The following is a 26,054-nucleotide window of genomic DNA, read 5'->3' as shown; positions in this document are numbered from 1 at the left end:
CCTAAAAGAATGCACTGACAAGTGCAGTTTATAGGACCACTGAGTCTATCCAGCTACCCTGTCCGGGTGACAGGCACGCGCGGACGCATCGACAAACGCCAGGCGATCCTGGAGGCGGCCTTCACGGTCTTCGCGCGGGACGGCTACCGGGCGGCGAGCGTCGACACGGTCGCGGCCACCGCCGGGGTCGCGAAGCACACGATCTACAACCACTTCGGCGACAAGCAGTCGCTGTTCCGGGCAGCCGTCGCCGCGCTCGCGGACGACGCCCTCGCCCGCAACCTCGCGGCGATCGAGACGTTGCGCCCGGAACGTGACCCGGTCGAGGCGCTGACCGAGGTCGGCCTCAAGCTCGCCAAGTGCTACTGCGACGAGAAGTCGTGGGCGGTCCGCCGGCTGCTGCAGGCCGAGCTCGGGAGCATGCCCGAACTGCAGGACATCGTGCGGGAACGCGCGACCGACAAGGTCAACGACGCCCTCGCCGACCGGCTGGCCCGGCTCGCGCTGGCCGGGCACCTGCGACTGTCCGACCCCGCGGTCGCGGCGGAACAGTTCGGCGCGCTCCTGACCGGGCCGTTCGACGCGCGGTCCCGCCTCGGCACCCGCAAGATCCCGTTCAACGAACTGGCCGAGGTCACGCAGAACGCCGTACAGACGTTTCTGCGTGCCTTCGGCGTCAGATGACTCAGGTCAGCCAGTCGGTCAGCGGGCCGATGGCGAAGTAGACGACGAACAGGGCGGCGACGACCCACATCAGCGGGTGCACCTGACGGGCCTTGCCGCGGACGGTCTTGAGGATCGCGTACGAGACGAAACCGGCGCCGATACCGGCCGAGATCGAGTACGTGAACGGCATCAGCACGATCGTCAGGAACGCCGGGAACGCGACCTCGAGATCGTCGAAGTCGATCCCCTTCACCTGCGTCATCATCAGGAACCCGACCAGGATCAGCGCCGGCGTCGCGGCCTCGTACGGGATCAGCGTCACCAGCGGCGCGACCACCATCGAGATCAGGAAACAGATCCCGGTCACCACACTCGCCAGCCCGGTCCGGGCACCCTCGCCGACCCCGGAGGCCGACTCGATGTACGACGTATTGCTCGAGACGGACGCAGCGCCACCGGCGGCCGCCGCGACACTGTCCACGATCAGGATCCGCTGCGAGTTCGGCGGGATGCCGTTCTTGTCGTTCAGGCCCGCCTCCGCGCCGATCGCGGTCATCGTGCCCATCGTGTCGAAGAAGTCGGCGAGCATCAGCGTGAAGATCAGCAGCAGCGCCGACACCACCCCGACCTTCTCGAACGACCCGAACAGGTTGAACTCGCCGATCGTGTCCAGGTTCGGTGTCGTGAACCACTGGTCCGGCAGCTTCGGCACACTCAGGCCCCAGCCGCCCGGGTTCTTGTCGGTGCGGGCGCCGATGTTCGCGATCGACTCGATCAGGATCGCCACCACGGTCGCGGCCAGGATGCCGATCAGGATCGCGCCCTTCACCTTCCGGGCGTACAGCGCCACCATCAGGATCAGGCCGACCACGAACACCAGTACCGGCCAGCCGCGGAGGTTGCCGCCGACACCGAGTTCGACCGGCGGACCGCTGAGCGCCGCGGGACGGCGTACGAAGCCCGCGTCGACCACGCCGATGAACGCGATGAACAGGCCGATGCCGACGCTGATCGCGACCTTCAGCTGCAGCGGTACGGCCTCGAACACCGCTTTCCGGAAGCCGGTGAGCACCAGGATCAGGATGACCAGGCCCTCGAGGACCACCAGGCCCATCGCGTCCGCCCAGGTCATCTTGGTCGCGATCGAGAACGCCACGAACGCGTTCAGGCCGAGGCCGGTGGCGAGCGCGAGCGGGAAGTTCGCGACCAGGCCCATCAGGATCGTCACCACGCCGGCCACCAGCGCGGTCGCGACCGCGATCTTCGCGATCGACGCCGCCGGGTCGGTGCCGCCGCCGACGAACTGTCCGGAGCCGTCCTTGACGGTGCCGATGATCAGCGGGTTCAGGACGACGATGTAGGCCATCGTGAAGAACGTGACCAGCCCGCCGCGGACCTCCCGGCCGAGGGTGGATCCGCGCTGACTGATCTTGAAGAACGAGTCCAGAGGACCGGAACCGGAGCGGGCCATCGCGGCCTGGGGCGAGCTCATGATCGCATCGTGCCAGTTCCTACCGGGCAGTTGCGAGCACTAATGGGAAACGAAGCTAAGGTGGTGATGTGACTGAGGAGCAGGAGCCGGCCAAGGAGCGCACGGACAAGAAGCGCACCGACCCGACCAGCCAACTCGCCCGCGGCGAGCTGGTGCACGCCGAGGTCAAGCCGCTCGACCTGTCCGGCATCCCCAGCGTGATCACCGGTATCGCGATCTGGGCGGTCGCGTTCGTCGTCCTGTTCGTCTTCCGCAACCGCCTCGAGGCCGACGGCCTCGACTGGTGGCTCTGGGTCCCGGTCGCCGGCTTCGGCCTCGGCCTCATCGGCCTCTGGTACTGCAAACGCCGCTGGACCGCCATCCAAGCCGGCCACCGCCCCGCCACCGAAGACTGACCCTCACCGGCCCCGGCGAACAACGCCCAGCTGCGGCTCAGTCGTCAGTGGGGGTCAGTTCGAGGGTGTCGTAGCCGGTGGTGTCGAAGGCGTGGTCGGGGGTGGGGGGTTCGGCCAGGTCGATGGTGGCGTCGGAGTGGGCGCCGCAGCCGTAGTCGTAGGCGACCACGCGGGCCTCGCCGGGGGCCATCTCGTTGGCGCAGACGCCGAACGCCTGGCCGAGGCTGTCGGCGAGGCGGATCCAGTAGCCGCACGAATAGCACTTGTACGGAACGGCCTGGGCGATCGCGGACGCCGGCCCGAACTCCCCGCCGCACCAGCGTTCCGCCGCCTCTTCACGCCCGAACGGCGAGAGCACGCGCTCGCGACCGAGGCCGAGCTCCTCGACCACCGTGAGCACGTCGTCCGGCGCATCGGCGGTGTCGGTGAACCCGGGCTCCAGACGCGGGTCGTCGGCGTGCGTCGGGAACAGGTCGCCGGGGCGGAGGTCGCCGGGCTGAACGCGTTCCGACCACGGGACCCACTCGGGCGCGACGACGGCCTCGTCGCCGGGCAGCATCACGACCTCGTTGACCGTGACGGTCTTGGCCCGCGACGCGCGGGTCAGCGTGACGGCCCAGCGCCAGCCGCGGTATCCCGGGTGGGTGGAGGCGAAGTAGTGGGTGACGAGGCGCTCACCCTCGACCAGATGACCGAGGTGCTCCCCGACCTGCGCGGCGCCGGCCTCGGCGATCGCGGCCTCGCGGGCCGGTTCGACCGCCGCGACGCAGACGGCGTCGGGCTTCGCGCGTACCGGTTCGGGGCTTTTGACGGGAGTCACAATCGCCCATTCTCGCACGCCCCTCGCCGTACGCCGAACCGCCGTCGACCCGCCCGCGATCAGGTGCCCGTACGCGCGGTGCCTGCCGTCTGTCCGTCGTACGAGGCAGGATGGTTCCATGCACACCCCCGACCCCGCCGACCCGAAGGCGACTCCCGGTGGAAACACCCCGGGCGGTCCGCCGCGCGATGGCGAGGCGAAAGGGGCAGGCAAGTCGGCCGGCGAACGGTTCGGAGAGGCCCGCGAGCGGGTCGGGAGTGCGGGCAAGAAGGTCGGGCACGCCTCGAAGGTCGGCGCCGAGGGCGTGGCGTCGGCGTCCAAGAAGGCCGCTGAGGTCAGTGGCAAGGTCGGGCGGGCGACCGGGCGCCGGATCCGCGGCCTGACCAGCGCTCAAGGCGCCGGCGAATCCGGCCTGTCGCGCCTGATCGAACTCGGCGCGGTGAACGCGGCGGGCGACACGGCGTTCGCGGTCTCGCTGGCCGGCACGGTGTTCTTCACCGTGCCGAGCGACCAGGCCCGCGACCGGGTGGCGCTGTTCCTGCTGCTGACGATGGCGCCGTTCGCGCTGATGGCGCCGCTGATCGGCCCGCTCCTCGACCGGTTCCGGCACGGTCGCCGCTGGGCGATCGGAGCGACCCTCGGCGCCCGCGCGTTCCTGGTCTGGAGCCTGGCGTCGACGATCTCCGGCCAGGGCTCCGCCTGGCTGTACCCGGCCGCCCTCGGCTGCCTGGTCGCATCCAAGGCGTACGGCGTGACGCGCGCCTCCGCCGTACCGCGGCTGCTTCCCAAACAGATCACGCTCGTCACGGCCAACTCCCGGATCTCGCTCGCGGGCGTCGCGGGCGCGACCGTCGGCGCCGGGATCGCCGGCGCGTTCGCCGCGATCGGACCGCAGTGGTCGCTGCGCTGGGCCGCCCTCGTGTACATCGTCGGCCTGGTGCTCGCGATCCGGCTGCCGTCCGCGGTCGACTCCCCGGCCGACGAAGAAGTGACGGGTACGGCAGGACGGGACGCGCGCCGCCGCGCGATCACCGCCGCGGTGGCGCGCGGGATCCGGTGCAACCTGGGGCTGCGGTTCGTGTCCGGGTTCCTCACCATGTACTTGGCGTTCCTGCTCCGCGACCAGCCGATCAGCGGGGTCAAGGGCGCCGTCGCGGCCGGTGCGGTGATCGCCGCGGCCGGGATCGGGAACAGTCTCGGCACCCTGCTCGGATCGTTGCTCAGGGCACGAAAACCTGAAGGGGTCGTGCTCGCCGTACTGCTGGCGGATGCGACGGTGGCAGTCGCGGTCGCGGTGCTGTACGGCCTGCCGATCCTGATCGCACTCGGCCTCGTCGCGGGCCTGTGCAGCTCGCTCGGCAAACTGTCGCTGGACGCGATGATCCAGCGCGACGTGCCGGAGTCCGTGCGGACGTCGGTGTTCGCGCGATCGGAGACAGTGCTGCAGCTCGCGTGGGTTCTCGGCGGTGGCTGCGGGATCGTGCTGCCGCTGATCCCGCGTCTGGGGTTCGGGTTCCTCGCGGGCGTGCTGCTGATCGTCGTCTTCCTGGTACTGCGGATGCGCCCGAGCCACCGCCCGACCCCGGACACGTTGCGCCCGGGCGGCCTCGGCGGACCCCGCGCCGGCCACGCGCACCCGACGGAGCACCGGCACCCAGCGGGCGACGAGCACCCGGAGAGCACCACCCGGACGATCCTCAGCGTCGCCGAGCAGCGGGCGAACCGCCAGCGCCGTTCGAGTTCGCACGACGAGCCCACGGTCGAATGGCGCTCCGCAGATCAGAAACCGCCACCCGAGCAGCCGATGGGCCGCTGGTGGAGCGGCCAAACCGACGACGAGGACACCGGCGAGAACCCGACCCCCTGGTCCGAAGAACCAACAGTCGAACGCAACCGGAACCACCCCTTCAAACGCCGCCCCGGCAGCGAACCCCCGCGCCACCCACCCCGCTGACGCGGTCCGTCATCTCATGGGTTGACCCACGAGATGGCGGGTTGGCCCACCGGATACCGGCCGCAAACCCACCATCTCGGACGTAGACCCCTGAGATGGTGGGTTTGCGGCTGACTCTTTTATGGAGGGAACGGATTCAGGCTGCGGGGGCTAGGTCGGCCTCCTCGGGGGTGGGGTCTTCGGCCGGGGCGGTGGTGTGGGTGGTGCCGCGGAGGGTGAGGGTGGCGGCTACCGCGGTGGTGAGCAGGAGGATCGCGCCGACCAGGGCGACGACGTTCATGCTGTGGGTGAAGGCGTGGCGAGCGGTGGCGAGGACGGTGTCGGCCAACTGCGCGGGCAGCTGGGCGGCCGCGGCAGTCGCCGCCGGCAGGCCTTCGCGGACAGGAGCTGCGACGCCGGCCGGCAGGTTCGACGGTACGTCGGCGCGGTAGACCGCAGTACCGATCGAACCCAGCACCGCGATCCCGAGCGCCCCACCGAACTCCGCGCAGGTCTCCATCACCGCGGACGCCGAGCCGGCGCGCTCCGGCGCCACCGAACCGACAACGGCCTCGGTCACCAGAGTCATCACCATCACCAGACCGGCGGCCAGCAGACCGGCACCGGCGAGCGGCACCGCCAGCGACGAGTCGACGTGTACCTGGGTGAGTACGCCGTACCCCGAAGCCGCGAGGACGAAGGCCCCACCGATCACGTACGCCCGATCCAGCTTCCCAGCGAGTGCAGTGGCCAACGGAGCCGCGCCACCGACCAGCACCGACGGCGCCAGCGACCACAGCGCCGCCTTCAGCGGGCTGAGACCGTGCACCAGCTGCAGGTACTGAGTCAGGAACACCGCGTTGCCCACCAGCGCCAGGGTCCCGATGGTGTTCGCCGCCAGCGACCCGCTGAACGCGCGGTTCCGGAACATCGACAGGTCGACCATCGGGTGCGCGGCGGTCCGCTGCCGCTGGACGAACAGCACCCCGAACACCAGCCCGGCCACGATCGCCACCACCGGCAGCGCCGCCATACCGTGCGCCGCCAACTCCTTGATCCCCCAGATCACCGGCAGTACGGCGGCCAGCGACAGCACCGAACCCAGCAGGTCGAACCGTCCGCGCACCGCGGCCTTGAACTCGGGCAGCAGCACCGGCGCGAGCACGACCAGCAGAACCATCGCCGGGGTGTTGATCAGGAACACCGAACCCCACCAGAAGTGCTCCAGCAGGAACCCGCCGAGCACCGGACCGAGGGTGATCCCGCCCATCATCACCGCGCTCCAGAACGCGATCGCCTTCGACCGCTGCTTCGGGTCGTGGAACATGTTCCGGATCAGCGCCAGGGTCGACGGCATCAGAGTCGCGCCGCCGATCCCGAGCAGCGCGCGGGCCGCGATCAGCTGCTCCGGGTTCTGTGCGTACGCCGCCGCGACCGAGGCGACCCCGAACCCGATCGCGCCGAACAGCAGCAGCCGGCGGCGGCCGATCCGGTCGCCGAGCGAGCCCATGGTGATCAGCAGGCCGGCCAGTACGAAGCCGTAGATGTCGAAGATCCACAGCTGCTCGGTCGCGTTCACGCCGAGGTCCGCGCTGATGAACGGGACCGCGAAGTACAGCACCGACACGTCCATCGAGACCAGCAGCAGCGGCAGTGCGAGCACGCCGAGCGCGATCCACTCCTTGCGTCCCGCCCGTTCTGTCGAACCCATGACACCCCTCCGGTTTATCTGTCTACGCCGCACACTGTGTGCGCCATACACAGACCATACACAAGACTGTCTATGCTGTAAACAGATAGGATGGTGACCATGGACGAGAACGAACTGCCGCGGGTGCTGCAGCAGCTCTGGGGGATCGAGGGGCGGAGCCGCCCGGGGCCGAAGCCGGCGTTCCACATCAGCGACATCGCGCGGGCAGCGATCAAGCTGGCCGACGCGGGCGGGCTGGGCGCGGTCTCGATGAGCAAGGTGGCGGCCGAGCTCGGCTTCACCACGATGTCGCTCTACCGGTACGTCGACGCCAAGGACGACCTGTACGTCGTGATGCTCGAGCACGCGTTCGCCGAGCCGCCGGCGCTGGACCCGGAGCTCGATTGGCGGGGCCGGATCACCGCCTGGGCCGAGGCGTTCCGCGACGGGCTGCGCCGGCACCCGTGGATCCTGCAGATCCCGATCCAGGAGCCTCCGCTGTCACCGAACCAGCTGGCCTGGATGGAGTCCGGGCTGGACGCGTTCGACGGTACGCCGCTCACGCCGCAGGACCGGCTGTCCGCGATGCTGCTGGTGAACATCTACGTCCGCGGTACGGCGCAACTCACCGCCAACATGCTCACCGAACCGGACGAGGTCCGCGAGGCCGACCGGCTCTACACGGAGCGCCTGACGATGCTCGCGACCCCGGACCGCTTCCCCGGAATCGCGGCGACCCTCGAGCAGCCCCTCGACGAGGGCTACGCCGGCGACTTCGACGCCGCCGAATTCGGCTTCGGCCTCACCACCGTCCTCGATGGCATCGCCACCCGCATCACCCGCACCCGAACCCGAACCCGCTGACTCCCCCTCGCCCCATTTGCCTGGCTGACCCACCAAGTCGGGGGTTCGTGACCCTTCACCAGGGTCCAGAACCCCGCACTTGCTGGGTCAGCCAGGCAAATTGGTGGGTCAGCCAGGCAAATGGGGACGGGCGGGGTGGGTCAGATGTCGAGTTTGTCGGCTACGCCTCGGAGGACTGTTGCTACCTGGCGGGCGGACTTGTTGTCGGGCTGGCGGCCGCGGCGGTAGCCCTCGCCGAGGCGGTCGAGGAGTTTGATCAGGTCCTCGATGACGACCTGCATCTCGTCGGGCTTGGGGCGCATCGCCTTCGCCACCGACGGCGGCGGGTCGATCAGCCGGACCTGGAGGGCCTGCTCACCCTTGCGTCCCTCGACGACACCGAACTCGACCTTCTGGCCCGGCTTCAGGTTGGTGACACCCGACGGCAAGGCCTCGGCGCGGACGTAGACGTCCCCACCCTCCTCCTTGCTGAGGAATCCGAACCCCTTCTCGGAGTCATACCACTTCACCTTGCCAACGGGCACGGGAGACCTCTTCTTCACAATCAGGCACAGCGGTCGTCAAGCATTCGGAAGCAACCGGGTCCCGCGGGACCCGGTTGAAAACCCAGCGTACGTGAACCGGCGCGGCGGCGCCTCCGGGAAACTACCTGAACCGGCAGACTTCCCGCACCCCTTACAAGTTCCGGTACTTTTCGGGCTCCGGCAACCGTTCGTTCATCGATCCGGACCGGAACCCGCGCGGGTCCACGCGCGCGGCCGGGAACCCTTCGGCCATGACCGCATTCACCAGCGAGTCCTGATCCACCTGGTCCAGCAGCGCGGCGTCGATCTCGATCGAGGCGCTGTCCCCGAGGTCCCGGACCCGCACGTTCTGGACGCCGTACGACGTCAGTCGCGAACGGACCGCCTGCTCGGCGCGATCGACACGCGCGAGCAGGTTCGGCGTGATGCGGATGCCGTACGCGATCCGGCTGGACAGGCACGCCGCGGCCGGCTTGTCCGACGTCTCGAGTCCCCAGCTGCGCGACGCCGTACGGATCTGCGCCTTGGTCAGCCGCGCGTCCTTCAGCGGCGTCAGCGCGCCGCGCTCGAAGGCGGCCCGGATCCCCGGCCGGAACCCGGCGATCGCGTCGTCGGCGTTCGTGCCGGTCGCGATCGCGGTGATCCCGAACTCGTCCGCGATCGGCTGCAGCGTCTCGACCAGCTCGGCCTTGCAGAAGTAGCACCGGGCACCGGAGTTCGCCTGGTATCCCTCGCGCTCCATCTCGTGCGTGTGCGGCGTGACATGCCGTACGCCGATGGTGTCGGCGAACCGCGCCGCCGGCTCGAGCTCCGCCGCCGGGAGCGACGGCGAGATCGCCGTTGCCGCGACGACGTTCGCCGGGCCGATCGCCCGCGCCGCCGCCGCGAGCAGGAACGCCGAGTCGGCGCCGCCGCTGAACGCGACCACCATCTTGTCGTACGTCGACAGCCGCCGCATGAGCGCTTCCAGCCGCTGCTCGAGCACGTACTCGTCGAGCCAGGCCGGGAACTCGGTCAGGTCGTTCAGGACGACGTCGGCGCCGTACGCGCGCAACTCGTCCGCCGTGAACGGGCCGGTCGCGACCGACACCGCCAGCGCACCGGCCGCGTGCGCTCCGTCTATGTCGGCCGTGTGGTCGCCGACGTAGATCGTGGCCTGGTGTTCGCGCAGCGCCGTACCTTTCTCGGCGCCGTGCAGGTCGCCGACCGGCTCGTCGACGTCCAGGCCGAGGTGCTCCAGGTGCAGCCGGACCGACGGGGTGTACTTCGCCGAGACGACCATCGTCCGCCCGCGCAACGCCCGGATCGCGGCCAGCGACTCGGCCACGCCCGGCAGCGGCAGGCTGCCCGTGATCGCGTGCGACGGGTAGTGCGCGCGGTACCGCGCGACCATCGCGTCGACCTGCTCGGGCGGGAACCAGTTCGCCATCTCCCAGGTCAGCGGCGGGCCGAGCCGGCTCACCACCAGGTCGGTGTCGATCGGTACGCCGGTCTCCGCAGCCAGCAGATCCCAGACGGCCTGGATCCCGGGCCGGGAGTCGATCAGCGTCATGTCCAGGTCGAATCCGACCACCAGTTCCGGAACGTCGGCGGTATCGGGAGCGGGTTCAAGAGCGGCGGTTGACACGTCCCCAACCCTACGTGACCCGCCCGGCGGCCGGTCTCGCATCCCGAAACAGCCAAAATGTCTACTAATTCAGTCGGATTATAGAAGTTAACCGACCGTGAGGGAGTCATCATGACGACGCAACTGCAAGCACCGGAGATCACCGTCGCCAAGGCCGGCGGGGCGATCGGCGCGGTGATCGGCAACGTCGAGCTCGGCGGCGATCTGGCGCCGGAAACCGTCGCCGCGATCCGGCAGGCCCTGCTCGACCACAAGGTGATCTTCTTCCGCGACCAGCACCACCTCGACGACGCGGGCCAGCTCGCGTTCGCGAAGTTGCTCGGTACGCCGACACTCGCGCACCCCACCTCGAAGAGCCTCGACGACGCCGCGAACGTGCTGCCGATCGACTCTGACTACAGCAAGGCGAACAGCTGGCACACCGACGTCACCTTCATCGACCGGATCCCCGCGATCAGCTTGCTCCGCGCTGTCACGCTCCCGGCGTACGGCGGGAACACCACCTGGGCCAACACCGTCACGGCGTACGCGAATCTGCCGCAGTCGCTGCAGGCACTGGTCGATCGGCTGTGGGCGGTGCACAGCAACAAGTACGACTACGCCGGCCACGCCGACGAGGGGCGCATCGGCGGCGTGGACGTGAAGGTCGAGGAGCACCGCAAACAGTTCGAGTCGAAGGTGTTCGAGACCGAGCACCCGGTGGTTCGCGTGCATCCGGAGACCGGCGAGCGCTCGCTCGTACTCGGTCATTTCGTCCGCCGGTTCGTCGGGCTGAGCAGCACCGAGACGACCGCGCTGTTCCAGCTTCTGCAGAACCGCGTCACGAACCTCGACAACACCGTCCGCTGGCAGTGGCAGCCGGGTGACCTGGCGATCTGGGACAACCGCGCGACGCAGCACTACGGCGTCGCGGACTACGACGATCTGCCCCGACGGCTGCACCGGATCACGCTCGCCGGCGACGTACCGGTGAGCGTGGACGGCGTCCGCAGTACGCCGCGCACCGGCGACGCATCGCACTTTTCCGCACTTGACAGCTGAAGACACGATGTCCGAGCACTTGACATCTGGAGCTGTTTTGTAAACCCTCGTCCCCATGGACTCGTTTGCCGATCGAACCAAACGCCGGCTGCGGGACGAGCTGCTGGACGCTGCGCAGGACGCCATCGAAACAGGTGGGTACGACGGGCTTCGGATGGCCGAGGTGGCTCGTCGGACCGGGGTGTCCCGGCAGACCGTCTACAACGAGTTCGGCGACAAGTGGGGCGTACTGGAGGCCGTCGCGGCGCGCGAGACCGAGCGATTCCTGCTGGATGTCAACGGAGCGCTCGCCGAGCAGACCGATCCGATCGACGGCCTCCGGGCCGCGGTCGAGCGGGCGCTCACGCTGGCTGGGGAGAACCCGCTGGTGAAGGCGGCGCTGGGCCAGCCGGGATCGGACCAGGCCAGCCAGCTGCTGACGACACGGGGGCAGCAGGTGCTGGAACTGGCTCACCTTCGGCTGGATGCCCATGTCAGGGAGCACTGGCCGGAGGTTCCCGCAGAGGACGCGACCAGCTGCGTCGACGTCGCCTTGCGCGTCGTCATCAGCCACATCGTCACGCCGGGCCCTCCCCCGGCCGTGGTGGCGGCGCAGCTGGCTCGCGTCCTCTCCCCCTTCCTTGCTGAATCTCGGAGGTTGCACGTATGAACGAACTGCACAGGCAGGGTTTCAGCTCGCTCAAGGCCGGCGGGTTCAACTGGGACGCACTGCCGTTGCGGCTCTTCGACAAGGGCAACCGCAAGTTCTGGAACCCGCGCGACATCGACTTCAGCCAGGACGCCAAGGACTGGCAGGAGCTGAGCGACAACGACAAGGACAACGCGTTGCTGCTCTGCTCGCAGTTCATCGCGGGCGAGGAGGCGGTGACCGAGGACCTGCAGCCGTTCCTCCAGGCGATGGCCGCCGAGGGCCGGTTCGGCGACGAGATGTACCTGACCCAGTTCTGCTTCGAGGAGGCCAAGCACACCGCGGTCTTCCGGCTCTGGCTGGACGCCGTCGGCGTCACCGAGGACCTGCACCGGTACGTCGAGAACAACCCGGGCTACCGCGCGATCTTCTACGAGGCGCTGCCCGTCGCGCTCAAGTCGCTCGCCGACGACCCGTCTCCGGCCAATCAGGTCCGCGCGTCGGTGACCTACAACCACGTGGTGGAAGGCACTCTGGCGCTCACCGGGTACCACGCCTGGAACCTGCTCTGTACGGCGCGCGGCGTCCTGCCCGGGATGCAGGAGCTGATCCGCCGGATCGGCGACGACGAGCGGCGGCACATGGCCTGGGGCACGTTCACCTGCCGCCGGCACGTCGCCGCGGACGCCTCGAACTGGAAGGTCGTCACCGACACGATGGAGGAGCTCCTCCCGCACGCGCTGACGCAGATCCAGTGGGCGCTCGACAACTCGCAAGAGCTGCCGCCGGAGATCAATCCGACCGCCTTGATGACGTACGCCGGCGATCGCGCGACGCGCCGGCTCGGCGCGATCGAGTCGGCCGTCGGCGCCGACGTGGCCGGGATCGACCTCGACTACTCCCCCGAGAAGCTCGAGGACGACTTCGGCGACGAGGACTCAGCCGCGCTGGCGGCGGTTCGCTAGTAGGACAAGAAGCGCCGCAGTCGCCAGTACTGCGGGAAGCCAGGTGACCGTCGTCGTACCGAGACGGTCGGCGACCTGGCCGCCGGTGAAGGCGCCCAGTGCGATCGATCCGTTGTACACCCCTACCAGGACAGCGGACGATGATTCGGGGGCACTGGGCGCCGCCGCGTGTCCCCACGCTTGCGTGCTGACACTCGTTCCGCCGTACGCGAGACCCCAGATCACCAGCAGGACAAGGGATCCGGCGAGGGTGGTGCCCAAGACGGGCATCGCCAGTGCTGTCAGGGCGATGCCGCCGGCGATGAACGTGAGGGCGCGGGTCGGGCGGAGGGCGCCGGTGAGGAAGTTGCCGATGACACCGGCCACGCCGTACGCGAGGAGCAGGGTGCCGATCAGCGCCGGGCCGGTGTGCGGCTCGAGGAGTGGACGGACGTACGTGTACGCCGCGAAGTGGCCGGTCACGATCAGCCCGACGAGGACGAGGCCGACACGAACCTGCTTGACCTGCAGTACTTCCCGCACGTCCACCAGCCGGACCGCGCGTTCCGGCGGCAGGTTGGGCAAGAAGATGCCGAGAGCAACAGTCAGGCCGAGAGCGAGCAGTCCGACGCCGGCGAAGGCCCACCGCCAGCCGACGAGTTCACCGACGTACGCGCCGGCCGGGATCCCCAGCACCGAGGCGATTCCGATACCGCTGAAGATGAGTGAGGTGGCCGGTCCGGCGGCGTGTTCGGGTACGACGCGACGGGCGAGGCTGACCGTGAAGAGCCAGACGCCGCCGATCGAGACGCCCATCAGAACGCGCGCGACCATGAAGATCCAGTAGGCCGGGGCTGCTGCGGCGGCGAACGCGGCGACGGCGAGCAGGACCATCAGACCGCTGAGGACTGTTCTGCGGTCCAGTTTGCCGAGCAGCAACGGAAGAACAGGGGCGGCGACGGCGGACACGATGCCGGTGACGGTAAGGCTCAGGCCGGCGGTTCCTTCGGTGATGTGGAGGGTCTCGCTCATCGGGGTGAGCAGGCCGACCGGGAGCATCTCGGCGGTCACCACCGTGAAGACGGTGGCCGCCATCGTCGCGGAGGCGGCCCACGCCCGCGCGTCCGTGGCGGTGGCCGGCTGGTCGACGCAGATCGTTGTCATGTGTCCAGTGAGCCGCCGCGAGGTGGTGCGGAACAACGGCGATCTGGTCATCCTTGTATTAGCTGAGCTAATCGATCATCGTGGAGTCATGGCTGTCGAGATCCGTGAACTGGAGTGCTTCCTCGTCCTGGCGGACGAATTGCATTTCGGCCGTACGGCGGAACGCCTGTACCTCTCGCAGAGCCGGGTCAGCCAGCTGCTGCAGTCGCTGGAGCGGCGGATCGGCGGGCCGTTGTTCGAGCGAACCAGCCGTCGGGTCGCGCTGACGCCGTTGGGCAAGGAGTTCCTGACGTCGCTGCGGCCTGCGTACGCAGCACTGGAGCGAGTCGTCGAGAGCGCCCGCGAGTACGCGGCGAGTGTGAAGGGCAAGCTTCGGATCGGCTTCCAGGGGGCAGCGAACCAGACCGTCCTGAGTGCGGTGTCGGAGTTCCAGACCCGCAATCCGAACTGCCTGATCGGGGTCTGCGAACTCCCACTCAACGATCCGTTCGGCGCCCTGCGGCGCGGTGAGGTCGACGCGGCCGTCGTCATGCTGCCCGTCGCCGAAGACGACCTCGTGCTGGGCCCCGTCTTCTCCCGCCAGCAGCAGACGTTGACCGTCTGCACGAGCCATCGGCTCGCCGCGCGGGCGTCCATCGACGCGGAAGAACTGGCCGACGAGACGCTGATCGCGATCGACGGACCTGCCCCCAAGTACTGGCGCCAGGCACAGGCGCCGACCCAGACCCCCACGGGCGCCTTGATCCACCGTGGTCCCGAGGTACGCACGCTGCAGGAAGGCCTGTCACTGATCGCGGCCGGCCGCGGCGGGATGCTCGTCTGCCGCTCCACCGCCGAGCACAACCGTCAGTGGCGCGGCATCGTCAGCGTCCCGATCAGCGGCCTGCCCGAGTCCGCGCTGGGCCTGGTCTGGCGGCGTGGTGAGGACACTCCGGCTCTGGAGGCCTTCGCCGGTCAGCTGCGCGACGAGTAGAACTCCAGATGGGCGGCTGCTGCGGCCGGCCAGGAGTAGGTTGCGGCGAGGGCGCGGCCGCGGGCGGCGCGGTCGGTTCGGGGTGCTGCTCGGAGGTGGCGGGCCAGGTCTTCTGGGCCGGTTGCGTATGACGCGGCGTCGCGGAAGATCTCCCGGAAGACCGGGAGATCGGAGACGACGAGCGGTACGCCGGCCGCCAGTGCCTCCATCGGCGCCAGGCCGAACCCCTCTTTGACGGAGGGGAAGGCGAACACCTCGGCGGCCGCGACCAGCGACGGAAGCTCGGCGTCGTCGACCGGGCCGAGCACGACCGGCGCGACACCCAGCTCAGCGGCGCGCTTCTCCCAGCGCGACCGGTAGTCACGGTAATCGAAGAGCGTCTCGCCACCGCCGATCACCAACTGCAGGTCCGGGTCGCCCAGCAGGGCGTACGCCTCGAGCAGGTCGAGCGATCCCTTCCGCGGCTCTATCCCGCCGACAGTGACGACGTACCGGCCGAGCAGCGAGCGCCACCGCTCGCGGGCCGCCGTCGCAGCCGGCCGATCACTCGCCGCGGCCGCGAAGCGCGGTCCGTCCACTCCGTTCGGGATGACGGTTGCCTCGAGCCCCCATCCGGCGCGGAGCTCGGCGGCGACGGCCGTGGACACGCAGATGTGGGCGTACGGTTCGACGATCGCCCGCTCGTGACAGGCGGCCAGCTCCGGGGTGGTGAACTGGTCGAGATGATGCACGGTGCGGATGCACCGGCCGGCCGCGTTCGCGCTGATGCAGTCCTGCGCGTGCACCACGTCGTACGGCGATCCGTCGAAGGCATCCCGCAGTACGGCGATCGACCGCCGGATCCGCGCGCCGACCTCCTCACCGGGCCGGTCCGGGAACGGGACCAGCGAGACCTTCACCCGCGGATCGACCGGCCGGAAGAACCCTTCGTCGCCACCACGTGCCAGCGACCACACGGTCACATCGGCGCCGGTCGCGGCCAGCGCCTCGGCCAGGTAGAGCGTGTGCACGACGCCGCCGCGCGGTTTGGTCGAGTAGCTCAGCAGCGCGATCCGCATCAGTAGACCTCCGGCCGGCGTTCGTCGAGGTGATGCAGGACGCGACGAGCCGTCTCGATCTCGGCGCGTACGTCGACGTCCGCGATCGCGATCCCGGCCTTCGACCAGGTGCGCGCGACGATGTCGCCGCCCGGACCGACCACCTTGGACTGACCGAGGAACCGCAGGCCGCCGATCGACCCGGTCAGGTTCGAGGAGACCAGCACGACCTGGTTCTCGGCCGCGCGGGACCGGTCGTACAGGTCGAACAGCCGCGACTGCCGGTCCTCGTTCATCCGCGGCGCCCGGTTGGTGATGCTGGTCGGCCACGCGCACAGGCACGCGATCAGGTCCGCGCCGTCGACGGCCAGCGTCCGGGCCGCCTCCGGGAACGTCTTGTCGTAGTCGATCATCATGCCGATCCGGCCGACCGGGGTGTCGAAGGCGGCGAACCCGTTGCCCGCGGCATAGATCGCGCGTTCGCCCGGCGGCTGATGCACCTTGCGGTGCTTGCCGAGGATGCCGTCACCGGTGACGCACAGCGCGGTGTTGTAGCGGTCCGGCCCGTCCGCCTCGCAGAAGCCGAAGCACACCACCATCTCGCCGGCCATCGCGATCACCTTGGCGATCAGCGGATCGTCGAGTGCCAGCGCCGGCGGCAGGTCCTCCTGGGACGGACTGGTCAGGTCGGTCAGGTAGCCGCCGAGCGCCGCGTCCGGCAGCACCAGCAACCGGGTCTGCTCGCGGTGGCCGTGCCGGATCAGCGCCTCCACCCGGGACAGGTCGAACTCCAGGTCCCGGGTGAATCCTGCCGCCACCGCACCGATCCTGAGCACGGTCAGACCGTCGCAAGCTCAGGCGATCCGTACGTCTCCGGGCGCCGGTCCCGCAGATGCCCCATCGACCGCCGGGCCAGCTCGAGCGCCTGCTCGACGTCCAGCTCGGCGATCGCCATCCCTTCGGTCACCCCGGTGTCGGCCAGGATCTCGCCGCCCGGGTCGACCACCTTCGCGCTCGCGACGAACCGCAGCGAGCCGAACATCCCGGACTGGTTGGCCGACAGCCAGACCACCTGGTTCTCCAGGGCCCTGGCCCGGTCGAACAGGTCGAACCGCCGCTTCCACCGGTCCTTCGCGAGGTCCGGATCCGGGTTCGTCCGCGCGCCCGGCCAGGCGGAGAGGCAGACGATGATCTGGGCGCCGTCCAGCGCCAGGGTCCGGGCCGCCTCCGGGAACGCCTTGTCGTAGCAAATCATCAGGCCGAGCCGCCCGACCGGTGTATCGAAGGCCTCGAACCGGTCCCCGGCCGCGTAGTGCTCGTCCTCCCGGAGCGGTTGATGGACCTTCCGGTGATGCCCGAGTACGCCGTCACCCGTGACGCAGACCGCGCTGTTGTAGATCAGTCCGCCGTCCGCTTCGGCGTACCCGGCGGTGACGACCAGGTCGCCGGCCAAGCGCGCGAGGCGCGCGATCTCGGGTCCGTCGACGGTGAACGCGGGCGGCGGTTCGGCCGTACCGTCGAGACTGAGCAGGTAGCCGCCGAGGGCGCCTTCGGGCAGGGCGAGCAGTTGGACGCCGGCTGCGCGAGCCTGTTCGATCAGGGCCGCGACGCGGGCGAAGTCGGCTTCCAGGTCGCGGTCGAAGTTCGCGGCCACGGCCGCCATCCTGAGCATCACGCTGCTCCCATCCCGGTCACCCCGGCGCTCAACGCCTGGGTGACGTCTCCGTCCGGCCAACGCAGTACGACGCCTTGCCCGGTGGTCAGTTCGCCGCACACCGCACTGACGGCGGGCCCGGCGTCGAGCTCCTGCGGACCGGCGGTCAGCATCGCGAAGCCGGGGAAGCAGGTGAGCCAGTCACCCATCGAGGCCGCCTCAGGCTTCGGTACGTCGGCTACGTCGAGCACCGCACCGCAGCCACTCGCCTCGGCCAGCATGCCCAGCGTCCCGGCAACGCCGGCCATCGACACATCCTTGGCCGCTTGGGGTCTCGCTTCGCCGACTGCCGCCACCATCGCCCACAGTTCATCAGGTCGCCGACGGCTGGTCGAGTCCCACTGCCGTCCCGCATACCCAGGCCGCCAACCACCAGCCAGGTCAGCCGTCAGCCGCACCTGTTGTCCCGGTCGTCCTCCACCACCTGGCACCGGGTGTGCAGTCCGGCCGAGCGCCGTCACACTCAACGCCGCCGGCACACCAAGCTGCGTGTGCCCGCCGAGGACAGGTACGCCGTATGCAGCCGCCGCCCATTTCAACCCGGCCAGCACCCGGCTCGCCTGCGTTACGTCGCGGGCGCCGAGCGCGTCGAGCAGCCCGACCGGTTCGGCGCCCATGGCGGCCAAGTCGTTCACGTTGACCAGCACGGAGCACCAGCCGGCCCACTCCGGATCGCGCTCGACCATCGCCGGCAGAATCGCGTCACACGCCGCCACCAGATCGCTTCCCGGAACCGGCGCACCGTCGTCGCCGACGAACTCCGCCGGCCCGATCCCTTGTAACAAAGGGCCCAACGAACTCTTGGTCGCCGCCGCCAACCGCGCGATCCGGTCGATCGGCCAGCGCATCAGAACATGTGGCACACCCGCCACGATCACCGGCCGTACCGTCTTCCAACCGAGCCGCTCGAAGAACCGCTGTGTGCCGAGCTGCACGGTCGCGTCGAACCGAAGCGCACCCTCCGCCTCCGCCCGCGCGCACGCCGCCCGCACCAACGCCGCCCCCACTCCCACCGGCCGCCTCACAACCTCGCTTGCGTCCGAAGAAGTGGCGGGACATCTCGCCAGTTGTTCGGACGCAAGGGCTGTGACCAGGCGGCCGCCTTGCCACCAGCCGATGTCGGGGGTGGCGGTGGCGGGTCCCAGGCGGACGCCGCCGATCACCTCACCACGGGTGTCGCGCGCTACCAGGACGATCGTGCGTGGATCCTCGTCGCGCTCGTCGAGATCGGTCCGGTCGAACAAACCCTGTTCCTCGACGAAGGCACGGCACCTCAACGCGTAGTACGCCTGCTTGGCCGACCCGTCCGCCTCCTCGATCAGGAAGGCCGGAGGCGGATCGCCGAGCAGCGCACGCACATCCGCGGCCCGCATCACGCCGGCCGTCTGCACCACCGTCGTACTCATGCGCCGGCCGCCGACAACAGACTGCACGCACCGCACGCGGCACACCCGGCGCCCTGGTCCGCACCACGCATCTCCGCGTCGGCGAGCAACGCGGCCACGCGAGCAGTGATGTCCCGAACCAGCGCCGGCTCCGGTGCCACCACCCCGTCGGCCCGCGCGAGCGTTCTGAGCATCGGCCGCAGCGGTACGACAAACGGGTAGACCCCACGCTCGATCAGCCGTCCGGCCCCGGCCACCAACTCGTCCGGATCCTCGCCGAGACCGATCAGCAGGTACGTCGACACCCGGTTGCGACCGAACACGCGCACCGCTTCGTCCCACGCCGCCTCGTACTCGGCCAGACTCACCGTCGACTTCCCCGGCATCCACTTGCGTCGTACGGCGTCGTCGAGCGACTCCACGTGGATACCGATCGAGGTCGCACCGGCGTCGCGGAGCTCGGTGAGGACGGACAGGTCGCCGGGTGGCTCGATCTGCACCTGGATGGGCAAACCAGGTACCGCCGCGAGCACGGCTCGAACCGACCGCACCAGGTTGCGGGCGCCTCGATCGCGGCCGGTCGTCGTACCCGTCGTCATCACCATCTGGGTGACGCCGTCCAGCCGGACCGCCGCCTCGGCGACCTCGGCCAGCTGGGCCGGCGTCTTCGCGGCGATCGTCGCACCTGCCCGGAGCGACTCCTCGATCGAGCAGAACCGGCAGCGCGTCGATTCGTCGTACCGGATGCAGGTCTGCACCACCGTCGTCGCGAGCACGTCCTTGCCGTGCAGCAACGCGATCTGCTGGTACGGCACGCCATCGGCCGTGGTCAGGTCGTAGAACCGCGGCCGGCGGACTGGTTCGACCGACAGGCCCAGGTCCAGGCCGTTGCGGAACACCGCACCGTCCCGAACCTGATAAGGGCTGTCGGCGACGATCGGGAGGGTCGCGTTGGCGCCGTCGACGACCAGGTGCCCGTCGTCGCTCGGTCCGGCGCCCTTGCTGCGGCGGACGGGGGCGTCCACCTGAACGCCGTACACGGCCATCTCGGCCCGGGTGGCCAGGTCGCCAACGCTCATGGTCGTCCCCTCAGAACATGTACGTCGAGTTGATGATGGCGCCCTTGCGGGCGTAGTGGATCAACGCGTCCTGCACGTCCAGCGGGTGGGTCGGGATGACGCCCTCGATCAGGTCCTCCTCACGGGCGCCGTGCAGGGACAGGCCGAAGCGGCAGCAGTACACCTTGCCGCCCTCGGCGATGAAGGTCTTCAGCGACTCGTTGATGTTGTGCTCGCCGGGGAAGGCCGAGTTGCCGGTGGTCGGGAAGCCGCGGGTGGCCAGGCAGTTCAGCGACCCCGGGCCGTAGAAGTAGATCGCGGACTCGAAGCCCTTCCGCTGTGCGCGGGTCGCCTGCAGGATCGCGACGAAGCTCACCGACGACTCGTGCGCGATGCCGTGCACGAGGGTGAAGTAGGTCTCGCCGTCCTCGGCCTGGTAGTCCGGGAACACCTTGGTGCCGCCGTAGATGCTGGAGCCCTGCGGCAGCGAGGGATGCGGGATCTCCTCCAGGCTCTTGGTCTCGAGCTCGGTCAGTTCGACGGTTTCGGGCATCTCGTTACTCCTTGGGTCAGTCGTACAGGTGGGAGAAGGTGCGGTGGAAAACGTGCTCGCCGAGCTCGCCGTCGCCCATCGCGGCGCGCAGCCTGGCGTACTCGCCCGCGTGGTCGCCCCAGGGCTGGTCGCTGGCGAACAGCACCCGGTCGTGCCCGGTCCCGCGGCGTTCGATCTCGGCGGCCAGCCAGCCCGGGGCGAAGCCGATCGCCCAGGACAGGTCGGTGTAGATCCGTTTCCCGGCCTTGATCCAGTCGAAGAACCGGGAGCCGATCAGCTTGATGTGGCCGCTCATCCCGCCGCCGAAGTGGACCAGGTGCAGCGGTACGTCGTCGGCGTACGTCTCGACCAGGTGGCCGATATGGTCGATGTCGGACGCCGCGCCGGGTGAGGTGTGGACATGGACAACGAGCCCGTGAGCCCTGGCGGTGTTGAAGATCTCGTCGAGTTGCGGGCGGACGGCGTCGTCGGTCGGGTGACCGCCGAGCAGGAAGCTGAACTTCAGCGCCCGTACGCCGGGTTCGGTCGCCAGCGTCAGCGCCTTCGCGGTGAGCTCGGCGTCCTGCGGTCGCGGTGAGACCCAGAGGCCGGCGCGGATCCGGTCGTCGCGGGCCGCCGCCTCGACCACGAGCTCGTTGAAGCCGAACGACACCGCGACATCGGGTACGCCGTAGTTCGGGATCACCAGGGCGCGTTCGGTGCCCTCGGCAACCAGATCGGCGATCAGCTCGTCGATCGTCGCGCGGGCGGTGACGTCGGGGTTGACCGGAGGCCCACCGTAGAAGGGATACGCGGGCAGTATGCCGAGGTGGCGGTGGGCATCGTGGACGGGCATGTCAGGCCACCGTCCGATGTTTGCCGGCGATCCAGTGCACTCCGGCTCGTTGCTCGACGATGCGTTCGACGACGTACTGCGCGTCGTCGGCGACGCCACCGAAGCGTCCGGATCCCCACGTGTGCTGCCAGGGCAGGCCGATGAAGTACAGGCCCGGCACGCTCGTCACTCCGCGCCGATGGGTCGGGTACCCACGGCCGTCGAACACCGGCACGTGGATCCAGCTGTCGTCCCGGCGGAACCCGGTACTCCAGATGATCGCGCCGATCCCTTGTAGTGAAAGGGTTTCAGGCGGGTTGGCCGGCTCCCAGACCGGGTGGTAGCGCGGCTCCGACGGTGCTTCGATTCCTTGCGCCGCGATGTAGGCGTCGATCGTGTCCTTGATGCCTTCGGAGACCGCGTCGGCGTGGTCCAGGTTCTCCTTCAGGTCGTCGGCGAAACGCAGGGTGGCCTGGTCCGCGTCGACCAGCCGGCCGTACAGCCGCATCCCTTCCAGGGCGAACTTTCGCAGGTCGATGTCGCGACCGCCGTCCCGGCCGGTGACGTAGTGGTTCACCCGGAACCGCACCGCCTCGGCGTCGTCGAACTCGTCGATTCCCTTGCGGTAGTAGCCCATCCGGTCCAGCCAGGCCACCACATCGAGCCCGCGGTAGAACCGGGCGACCCGCGGCGCGCTGCCGGTGACGAGGTGCACGGTGCGCCCGGCGAGGTGCAGGTCCTCGGCGATCTGGCAGCCGGACTGACCGGTCCCGACCACGACGACCTCGCCGGGCGGCAACTGGCCAGGATTCTTGTACTGCGAGGAATGCAGCTGCTGCACGTCGACCCGCTCGGCGATCCGCGGAATCCGGGGCTGCTGGTACGGGCCGGTCGCTACCACCACCTGGTCAGCGGTGATCGTCCCCGCGGACGTGGCGATCCGGAACCCGGCGTCGAGCCGCGTCGCCCGGACTCCCTCGACGAGCGGCACGTCGTACGAACGCTTGTATTCCTCGAGATAGCCGACGATCTCGTCGCGGACCATGAACCCGTCCGGGTCCGGGCCGCCGTACGGGAACGCCGGCAGCCGGCACTGCCAGTTCGGAGTCACCAGGCAGAACGAGTCCCACCGCCGGTTGCGCCACTCGCTGCCGACCCGATCCGCCTCCAGAACAAGGTGATCCAGGCCCTGCGCGACCAGATGCCGGCTCGTCGCCAGCCCGGCCTGCCCGCCGCCGACCACGACGACGGGAAGGTGCGCACCGTCGGTGAGTTGCATGTCGGCTCCCGGGTTTCGGTCCTACTGGATGACATCCAGTGAAGGACCGCCCGATTGCCGCGCAATTGCCTCCGGAACAAACTCAGGTTTCCGAATCGCCGCCGCGGGTTTCGCGTGTGTAACCACGCATTACCGGTCGAACTTGCGCACCTCGGTCTCGGCGGGGGTGATCGGCCGGCCGTCGGCGGCGTGGATCTCCAGCGGGCGCAGGGGTTTGCCGTCGCGGCGATCGAGCAGTTCGGAATGCGGCTCGCGGGGCTCGAAGGCGAAGGCCTCGCCCCATTGGCGCAGCGCGACGATCACCGGGAACAGCGCCTCGCCCTTCGCGGTCAGGACATAGTCGGCGTCGGTGTGCTCGAGGATGCCCTTGTCGATCAACCCCCGGAGCCGCGCGCTGAGGATGTTCTTCGCGACGCCCAGGCTGCGCTGGAAGTCGCCGAACCGGCGGCTGCCGTCGAACGCGTCCCGCACGATCAGCAATGACCACCAGTCACCGACCACGTCCACCGACCGCGCCACCGGGCAGCTCTCACCGTCGAACCTGGTCCGCTTGACCATCCCGCACCTCCTGGTTGCAACATGCTACCAACTCTTCATACGGTAGCAACATGCAACCAAACCTCCACCAACGGATCGCCCTCGCGATCGCGGCCGGTGTCGCGGTCTCGACCGTCTACGCCGCGCAGCCGCTGCTCGTGACCATCGGCGCCGACCTCGGGGTCGGGCCGAGCACGGTCGGCGTCTTCGTGACCGTCACGCAGCTCGGCTACGCGCTCGGGCTGTTCTTCCTCGTCCCGCTGGGCGATCTCGTCGACCGTCGCCGGCTGATCCAGACCCAGTTCGCGCTGCTGGCGCTGGCGCTGCTCGTCACCGGTGTCGCGCAGAACGCCACGATGCTGCTCGCCGGCCTGGCCGCGGTCGGCGCGCTCGCCGTGGTCACCCAGTCCCTGGTCGCGTACGGCGCCGCACTGAGCGATCCCGCCCATCGCGGGCGCACCGTCGGCACCATCACGAGCGGGATCGTCATCGGCATCCTGCTGGCACGGACCACCTCGGGCATCCTCACCGACCTCCTCGGCTGGCGGGCCGTTTACCTGATCGCCTGCGCCGTTTGCCTGACAATCTCCACGCTCTTCACCCGGTCGGCCCGGCAACCCGGCGTCGGCCTGACGTACGGCGCGCTACTGCGGTCCACCGTCGACCTCTGGCGGGAACCTCCGTTCCGCGAAAGCGCCGTACGAGCCTTCTTCGTCTTCGCGTCGTTCAGCACGCTGTGGACCTCGATCGCTCTGCCGCTCACCGAACGCGGCCTGTCGCACACCGAGATCGGCGCCTTCGGTCTCATCGGTGCCGCCGGCGCACTCGCCGCCGGACCGGCCGGGCGGCTGGCCGATCGCGGCCACGGGCAGCTCGTCACCATCGCCGGTTCGGTGCTGTTGGCAACGAGTTGGCCGGCCACGGCGCAGTCCCTGGTAGGGCTGGCGATCGGGGCGGTGCTGCTCGATCTCGCCGTACAAGCGATTCACGTCACCAACCAGAGCCGGATCTACCGCCCGGACGCGGGCAGCCGGTTGATCGGGGGCTACATGGTGTTCTACTCGCTGGGCAGCGGGGTGGGCGCGATCGCGTCCACCGCGCTGTACGAGCGCGCCGGCTGGACCGCGGTCTGCTGGCTTGGCGCGTTCTTCGCGGGCGGGAGTCTGGTCAGTTCAGTTCGAGGAGTTCGACGGACTTCTCGCGCATCTCGACCTTGCGGATCTTGCCGGTGACGGTCATCGGGAAGTCGTCGACGAGCAGGACGTACTTCGGGATCTTGAAGTGCGCCAACCGCCCGGTGGCGAACTCGCGAACGGCGGCCGCGTCGAGCGGGTCGGCGCCGGGCTTGAGCTTGATCCAGGCGCAGAGTTCCTCGCCGTACTTCTCGTCGGGGACGCCGATCACCTGGACGTCGGCGATCGACGGGTGCGTGTAGAGGAACTCCTCGATCTCCCGCGGGTACACGTTCTCGCCGCCGCGGATGACCATGTCCTTGATCCGGCCGACGATGTTCACGTACCCGTCCGCGCGCATCGTCGCGAGGTCGCCGGTGTGCATCCAGCGCGCCGCGTCGATCGCCTCCGCGGTCTTCTCCGGCTCGTCCCAGTACCCGAGCATCACGGAGTACCCGCGCGTGCACAGCTCGCCGGGTTCACCCCGCTCGACGACCAGCCCGGTCGCGGGATCGACGAGCTTCACCTCGACGTGCGGCATCACCCGCCCGACGGTCGACGTACGGCGGTCCAGGTCGTCGTCGCGCCGCGTCTGCGTGGACACCGGCGACGTCTCGGTCATGCCGTAGCAGATCGCGACCTCGGCCATGTGCATGTCGGCGACGCAGCGCTTCATCACCTCGATCGGGCACGGCGATCCGGCCATCACCCCGGTCCGCAGACTCGTCAGGTCGTAGTCCGCGAAGTCCGGTAGCCCGAGTTCGGCGATGAACATCGTCGGTACGCCGTACAACCCGGTGCACCGTTCGTCCTGCACGGCTCGCAGCGTCGCGGCCGGGTCGAACGCCGGCCCCGGGATCACCATGCACGCGCCGTGCGTGGTGCAGCCGAGATTGCCCATCACCATGCCGAAGCAGTGGTAGAACGGCACCGGGATACACAGCCGGTCGTCGGCGGTGAACGCGATCGTCTCAGTGACGAAGAAGCCGTTGTTCAGGATGTTGTGGTGGCTGAGGGTCGCGCCCTTCGGGAATCCCGTCGTACCGCTGGTGTACTGGATGTTGATCGGGTCGTCGAAGGACAGCTCGCGCTCGCGGGCATGCAGCGCGTCGAGCGGGATCCGCTGGGCGTCGTCGCGGAGGGCGTCCCAGTCGCCGGTGCCGAGGTAGACGGTCTCCTCGAGGGCGGGACAGCTGGGTTTTACCTCGTCGACCATCGCGCGGTAGTTGCTGGTCTTGAACTCGGTCGCGGAGACGAGCAGCCGGACGCCGGACTGGTTCAGCGCGTACGACAGTTCGTGGGTGCGGTACGCCGGGTTGATGTTCACCAGGATCGCGCCCATCAGCGCGGTGGCGTACTGCGTGATCGTCCATTCGGCCTGGTTCGGCGCCCAGACGCCGACCCGATCGCCCTTCGCGATCCCGCGGGCCATCAGGCCGCGCGCGACCAGTTCGACCTCGGCGCCGAACTCGTCGTACGTCCAGCGCCTTCCGGTCTGGACCTCCACGAGGGCTTCCCGATCGCCGTACGTGCCGATCGTGCGTCTCAGGTTCGCGCCGATCGTCTCGCCCAGCAACGGAACCTCGGACACCCCGGACGCGTACGACGGCAGGCTCATGGTTGCCATGTTCACGCCGCCCAGATGCCTCTGCAAGTGCACGCGCGGCAGGAAACAGGGGGTGGACGGCAAGCAATGTCCTTACCAACTCTCTGTCACTTTCGGTCGCGGAGCGTGGTTGGACCG

The 26,054-nt window shown here is 69.3% G+C and carries 25 protein-coding genes; 9 read left to right on the top strand and 16 right to left on the bottom strand.

Annotated features, from left to right (window positions below):
* Nucleotides 1–66: 66 nt before the first annotated feature.
* Nucleotides 67–684, top strand: a complete 618-nt coding sequence (locus tag E0H92_RS08595; RefSeq protein WP_202873543.1) for a TetR/AcrR family transcriptional regulator — start codon at nt 67–69, stop codon at nt 682–684.
* Nucleotide 685: 1 nt separating this feature from the next.
* On the opposite strand, the gene E0H92_RS08590 is transcribed toward E0H92_RS08595, so the two are convergent.
* On the bottom strand, nt 686–2,158 hold the full coding sequence (locus tag E0H92_RS08590; RefSeq protein WP_131495887.1) for an NCS2 family permease: 1,473 nt from the start codon (nt 2,156–2,158) through the stop codon (nt 686–688).
* Nucleotides 2,159–2,226: 68 nt separating this feature from the next.
* On the opposite strand from E0H92_RS08590, the gene E0H92_RS08585 reads away from it, so the two are divergent.
* Complete coding sequence (locus E0H92_RS08585; RefSeq protein WP_131466035.1) at nt 2,227–2,553, top strand: DUF2530 domain-containing protein; 327 nt, start codon at nt 2,227–2,229, stop codon at nt 2,551–2,553.
* Between the two features lie 37 nt (nt 2,554–2,590).
* Here E0H92_RS08585 and E0H92_RS08580 read toward each other — a convergent pair whose 3' ends face one another.
* Complete coding sequence (locus E0H92_RS08580) at nt 2,591–3,373, bottom strand: DUF3027 domain-containing protein (RefSeq protein ID WP_131495886.1); 783 nt, start codon at nt 3,371–3,373, stop codon at nt 2,591–2,593.
* 118 nt (nt 3,374–3,491) lie between these two features.
* On the opposite strand from E0H92_RS08580, the gene E0H92_RS08575 reads away from it, so the two are divergent.
* Nucleotides 3,492–5,327 (top strand): MFS transporter, encoded by a 1,836-nt coding sequence (locus tag E0H92_RS08575; RefSeq protein ID WP_131466032.1) that lies wholly within the window; start codon nt 3,492–3,494, stop codon nt 5,325–5,327.
* 136 nt (nt 5,328–5,463) lie between these two features.
* On the opposite strand, the gene E0H92_RS08570 is transcribed toward E0H92_RS08575, so the two are convergent.
* A complete protein-coding gene (locus E0H92_RS08570; RefSeq protein ID WP_131495885.1) occupies nt 5,464–7,017 on the bottom strand; it encodes an MFS transporter in 1,554 nt (517 codons plus the stop codon).
* A 99-nt stretch (nt 7,018–7,116) separates the two neighbouring features.
* Between E0H92_RS08570 and E0H92_RS08565 the strand changes: the two genes are divergently transcribed.
* The gene (locus tag E0H92_RS08565) at nt 7,117–7,860 is read left to right on the top strand and encodes a TetR/AcrR family transcriptional regulator (RefSeq protein ID WP_165549723.1); all 744 of its coding nucleotides are present in this window, start codon (nt 7,117–7,119) and stop codon (nt 7,858–7,860) included.
* 140 nt (nt 7,861–8,000) lie between these two features.
* Here E0H92_RS08565 and E0H92_RS08560 read toward each other — a convergent pair whose 3' ends face one another.
* Both E0H92_RS08560 and larE read right to left on the bottom strand, forming a co-directional pair.
* The gene (locus tag E0H92_RS08560) at nt 8,001–8,384 is read right to left on the bottom strand and encodes a cold-shock protein (RefSeq protein WP_131466026.1); all 384 of its coding nucleotides are present in this window, start codon (nt 8,382–8,384) and stop codon (nt 8,001–8,003) included.
* Between the two features lie 151 nt (nt 8,385–8,535).
* Entirely contained in the window at nt 8,536–10,011 is a 1,476-nt protein-coding gene (larE, locus tag E0H92_RS08555) for an ATP-dependent sacrificial sulfur transferase LarE (RefSeq protein ID WP_202873542.1), read from the bottom strand.
* Nucleotides 10,012–10,122: 111 nt separating this feature from the next.
* On the opposite strand from larE, the gene E0H92_RS08550 reads away from it, so the two are divergent.
* From E0H92_RS08550 to E0H92_RS08540, 3 genes are read left to right on the top strand one after another with little or no spacing between them, the layout of a single operon-like run.
* Nucleotides 10,123–11,052 carry a TauD/TfdA dioxygenase family protein gene (locus tag E0H92_RS08550; RefSeq protein ID WP_131495882.1) on the top strand — a complete coding sequence of 310 codons (930 nt, stop codon included), beginning with the start codon at nt 10,123–10,125 and terminating at the stop codon, nt 11,050–11,052.
* A 55-nt stretch (nt 11,053–11,107) separates the two neighbouring features.
* Nucleotides 11,108–11,701 carry a TetR/AcrR family transcriptional regulator gene (locus E0H92_RS08545; RefSeq protein ID WP_131286152.1) on the top strand — a complete coding sequence of 198 codons (594 nt, stop codon included), beginning with the start codon at nt 11,108–11,110 and terminating at the stop codon, nt 11,699–11,701.
* Complete coding sequence (locus tag E0H92_RS08540) at nt 11,698–12,645, top strand: R2-like ligand-binding oxidase (protein WP_131495881.1); 948 nt, start codon at nt 11,698–11,700, stop codon at nt 12,643–12,645. Before E0H92_RS08545 ends, E0H92_RS08540 begins: the two co-directional genes overlap by 4 nt.
* On the opposite strand, the gene E0H92_RS08535 is transcribed toward E0H92_RS08540, so the two are convergent.
* On the bottom strand, nt 12,619–13,788 hold the full coding sequence (locus E0H92_RS08535) for an MFS transporter (protein WP_131495880.1): 1,170 nt from the start codon (nt 13,786–13,788) through the stop codon (nt 12,619–12,621). The genes E0H92_RS08540 and E0H92_RS08535 overlap by 27 nt on opposite strands.
* Before the next feature lie 88 nt (nt 13,789–13,876).
* Between E0H92_RS08535 and E0H92_RS08530 the strand changes: the two genes are divergently transcribed.
* Entirely contained in the window at nt 13,877–14,761 is an 885-nt protein-coding gene (locus E0H92_RS08530; RefSeq protein WP_202873541.1) for a LysR family transcriptional regulator, read from the top strand.
* Here the strand turns inward: E0H92_RS08530 and E0H92_RS08525 are convergent.
* The 9 genes from E0H92_RS08525 to E0H92_RS08485 all read right to left on the bottom strand — a co-directional run bounded on the left by E0H92_RS08525 (nt 14,743) and on the right by E0H92_RS08485 (nt 23,159).
* The gene (locus tag E0H92_RS08525; RefSeq protein WP_131495878.1) at nt 14,743–15,819 is read right to left on the bottom strand and encodes an MSMEG_0565 family glycosyltransferase; all 1,077 of its coding nucleotides are present in this window, start codon (nt 15,817–15,819) and stop codon (nt 14,743–14,745) included. The two genes, E0H92_RS08530 and E0H92_RS08525, sit on opposite strands and share 19 nt — an antisense overlap.
* Nucleotides 15,819–16,634 (bottom strand): carbon-nitrogen hydrolase family protein, encoded by an 816-nt coding sequence (locus tag E0H92_RS08520; protein WP_238173349.1) that lies wholly within the window; start codon nt 16,632–16,634, stop codon nt 15,819–15,821. Before E0H92_RS08520 ends, E0H92_RS08525 begins: the two co-directional genes overlap by 1 nt.
* A gap of 2 nt (nt 16,635–16,636) precedes the next feature.
* Nucleotides 16,637–17,470 carry a carbon-nitrogen hydrolase family protein gene (locus E0H92_RS08515; protein WP_202873540.1) on the bottom strand — a complete coding sequence of 278 codons (834 nt, stop codon included), beginning with the start codon at nt 17,468–17,470 and terminating at the stop codon, nt 16,637–16,639.
* Complete coding sequence (locus E0H92_RS08510; protein ID WP_238173348.1) at nt 17,470–18,918, bottom strand: MSMEG_0567/sll0787 family protein; 1,449 nt, start codon at nt 18,916–18,918, stop codon at nt 17,470–17,472. Before E0H92_RS08510 ends, E0H92_RS08515 begins: the two co-directional genes overlap by 1 nt.
* Nucleotides 18,915–19,976 (bottom strand): MSMEG_0568 family radical SAM protein, encoded by a 1,062-nt coding sequence (locus tag E0H92_RS08505; RefSeq protein WP_131495876.1) that lies wholly within the window; start codon nt 19,974–19,976, stop codon nt 18,915–18,917. Before E0H92_RS08505 ends, E0H92_RS08510 begins: the two co-directional genes overlap by 4 nt.
* A gap of 10 nt (nt 19,977–19,986) precedes the next feature.
* Complete coding sequence (locus tag E0H92_RS08500; protein ID WP_131495875.1) at nt 19,987–20,508, bottom strand: MSMEG_0572/Sll0783 family nitrogen starvation response protein; 522 nt, start codon at nt 20,506–20,508, stop codon at nt 19,987–19,989.
* A gap of 16 nt (nt 20,509–20,524) precedes the next feature.
* On the bottom strand, nt 20,525–21,343 hold the full coding sequence (locus E0H92_RS08495) for an amidohydrolase family protein (protein ID WP_131495874.1): 819 nt from the start codon (nt 21,341–21,343) through the stop codon (nt 20,525–20,527).
* Nucleotide 21,344: 1 nt separating this feature from the next.
* Nucleotides 21,345–22,601 carry an MSMEG_0569 family flavin-dependent oxidoreductase gene (locus E0H92_RS08490; protein WP_131495873.1) on the bottom strand — a complete coding sequence of 419 codons (1,257 nt, stop codon included), beginning with the start codon at nt 22,599–22,601 and terminating at the stop codon, nt 21,345–21,347.
* Between the two features lie 129 nt (nt 22,602–22,730).
* Complete coding sequence (locus E0H92_RS08485; protein ID WP_131495872.1) at nt 22,731–23,159, bottom strand: winged helix-turn-helix transcriptional regulator; 429 nt, start codon at nt 23,157–23,159, stop codon at nt 22,731–22,733.
* A 50-nt stretch (nt 23,160–23,209) separates the two neighbouring features.
* On the opposite strand from E0H92_RS08485, the gene E0H92_RS08480 reads away from it, so the two are divergent.
* A complete protein-coding gene (locus E0H92_RS08480; RefSeq protein ID WP_131495871.1) occupies nt 23,210–24,370 on the top strand; it encodes an MFS transporter in 1,161 nt (386 codons plus the stop codon).
* Here the strand turns inward: E0H92_RS08480 and E0H92_RS08475 are convergent.
* Nucleotides 24,306–25,970 (bottom strand): AMP-binding protein, encoded by a 1,665-nt coding sequence (locus E0H92_RS08475; RefSeq protein ID WP_275670085.1) that lies wholly within the window; start codon nt 25,968–25,970, stop codon nt 24,306–24,308. The genes E0H92_RS08480 and E0H92_RS08475 overlap by 65 nt on opposite strands.
* Nucleotides 25,971–26,054 lie beyond the last annotated feature (84 nt).

The sequence above is a fragment of the Kribbella speibonae genome, assembly GCF_004331375.1.
Taxonomy (GTDB): Bacteria; Actinomycetota; Actinomycetes; order Propionibacteriales; family Kribbellaceae; genus Kribbella; species Kribbella sindirgiensis.
This window is presented reverse-complemented; position numbering and strand designations above follow the sequence as displayed.

What these genes read in the sequence shown, in the direction of transcription:
- E0H92_RS08530 (WP_202873541.1), top strand. Translation starts at nt 13,877, where the DNA reads ATGGCTGTCGAGATCCGTGAACTGGAGTGCTTCCTCGTCCTGGCGGAC.
- E0H92_RS08545 (WP_131286152.1), top strand. Translation starts at nt 11,108, where the DNA reads ATGGACTCGTTTGCCGATCGAACCAAACGCCGGCTGCGGGACGAGCTG.
- E0H92_RS08540 (WP_131495881.1), top strand. Translation starts at nt 11,698, where the DNA reads ATGAACGAACTGCACAGGCAGGGTTTCAGCTCGCTCAAGGCCGGCGGG.
- E0H92_RS08575 (WP_131466032.1), top strand. Translation starts at nt 3,492, where the DNA reads ATGCACACCCCCGACCCCGCCGACCCGAAGGCGACTCCCGGTGGAAAC.
- E0H92_RS08515 (WP_202873540.1), bottom strand. Translation starts at nt 17,470, where the DNA reads ATGCTCAGGATGGCGGCCGTGGCCGCGAACTTCGACCGCGACCTGGAA.
- E0H92_RS08500 (WP_131495875.1), bottom strand. Translation starts at nt 20,508, where the DNA reads ATGCCCGAAACCGTCGAACTGACCGAGCTCGAGACCAAGAGCCTGGAG.
- E0H92_RS08535 (WP_131495880.1), bottom strand. Translation starts at nt 13,788, where the DNA reads ATGACAACGATCTGCGTCGACCAGCCGGCCACCGCCACGGACGCGCGG.
- E0H92_RS08495 (WP_131495874.1), bottom strand. Translation starts at nt 21,343, where the DNA reads ATGCCCGTCCACGATGCCCACCGCCACCTCGGCATACTGCCCGCGTAT.
- E0H92_RS08570 (WP_131495885.1), bottom strand. Translation starts at nt 7,017, where the DNA reads ATGGGTTCGACAGAACGGGCGGGACGCAAGGAGTGGATCGCGCTCGGC.
- E0H92_RS08505 (WP_131495876.1), bottom strand. Translation starts at nt 19,976, where the DNA reads ATGAGCGTTGGCGACCTGGCCACCCGGGCCGAGATGGCCGTGTACGGC.
- E0H92_RS08565 (WP_165549723.1), top strand. Translation starts at nt 7,117, where the DNA reads ATGGACGAGAACGAACTGCCGCGGGTGCTGCAGCAGCTCTGGGGGATC.
- E0H92_RS08485 (WP_131495872.1), bottom strand. Translation starts at nt 23,159, where the DNA reads ATGGTCAAGCGGACCAGGTTCGACGGTGAGAGCTGCCCGGTGGCGCGG.
- E0H92_RS08525 (WP_131495878.1), bottom strand. Translation starts at nt 15,819, where the DNA reads ATGCGGATCGCGCTGCTGAGCTACTCGACCAAACCGCGCGGCGGCGTC.
- E0H92_RS08510 (WP_238173348.1), bottom strand. Translation starts at nt 18,918, where the DNA reads ATGAGTACGACGGTGGTGCAGACGGCCGGCGTGATGCGGGCCGCGGAT.
- E0H92_RS08550 (WP_131495882.1), top strand. Translation starts at nt 10,123, where the DNA reads ATGACGACGCAACTGCAAGCACCGGAGATCACCGTCGCCAAGGCCGGC.
- E0H92_RS08490 (WP_131495873.1), bottom strand. Translation starts at nt 22,601, where the DNA reads ATGCAACTCACCGACGGTGCGCACCTTCCCGTCGTCGTGGTCGGCGGC.
- E0H92_RS08590 (WP_131495887.1), bottom strand. Translation starts at nt 2,158, where the DNA reads ATGAGCTCGCCCCAGGCCGCGATGGCCCGCTCCGGTTCCGGTCCTCTG.
- E0H92_RS08480 (WP_131495871.1), top strand. Translation starts at nt 23,210, where the DNA reads ATGCAACCAAACCTCCACCAACGGATCGCCCTCGCGATCGCGGCCGGT.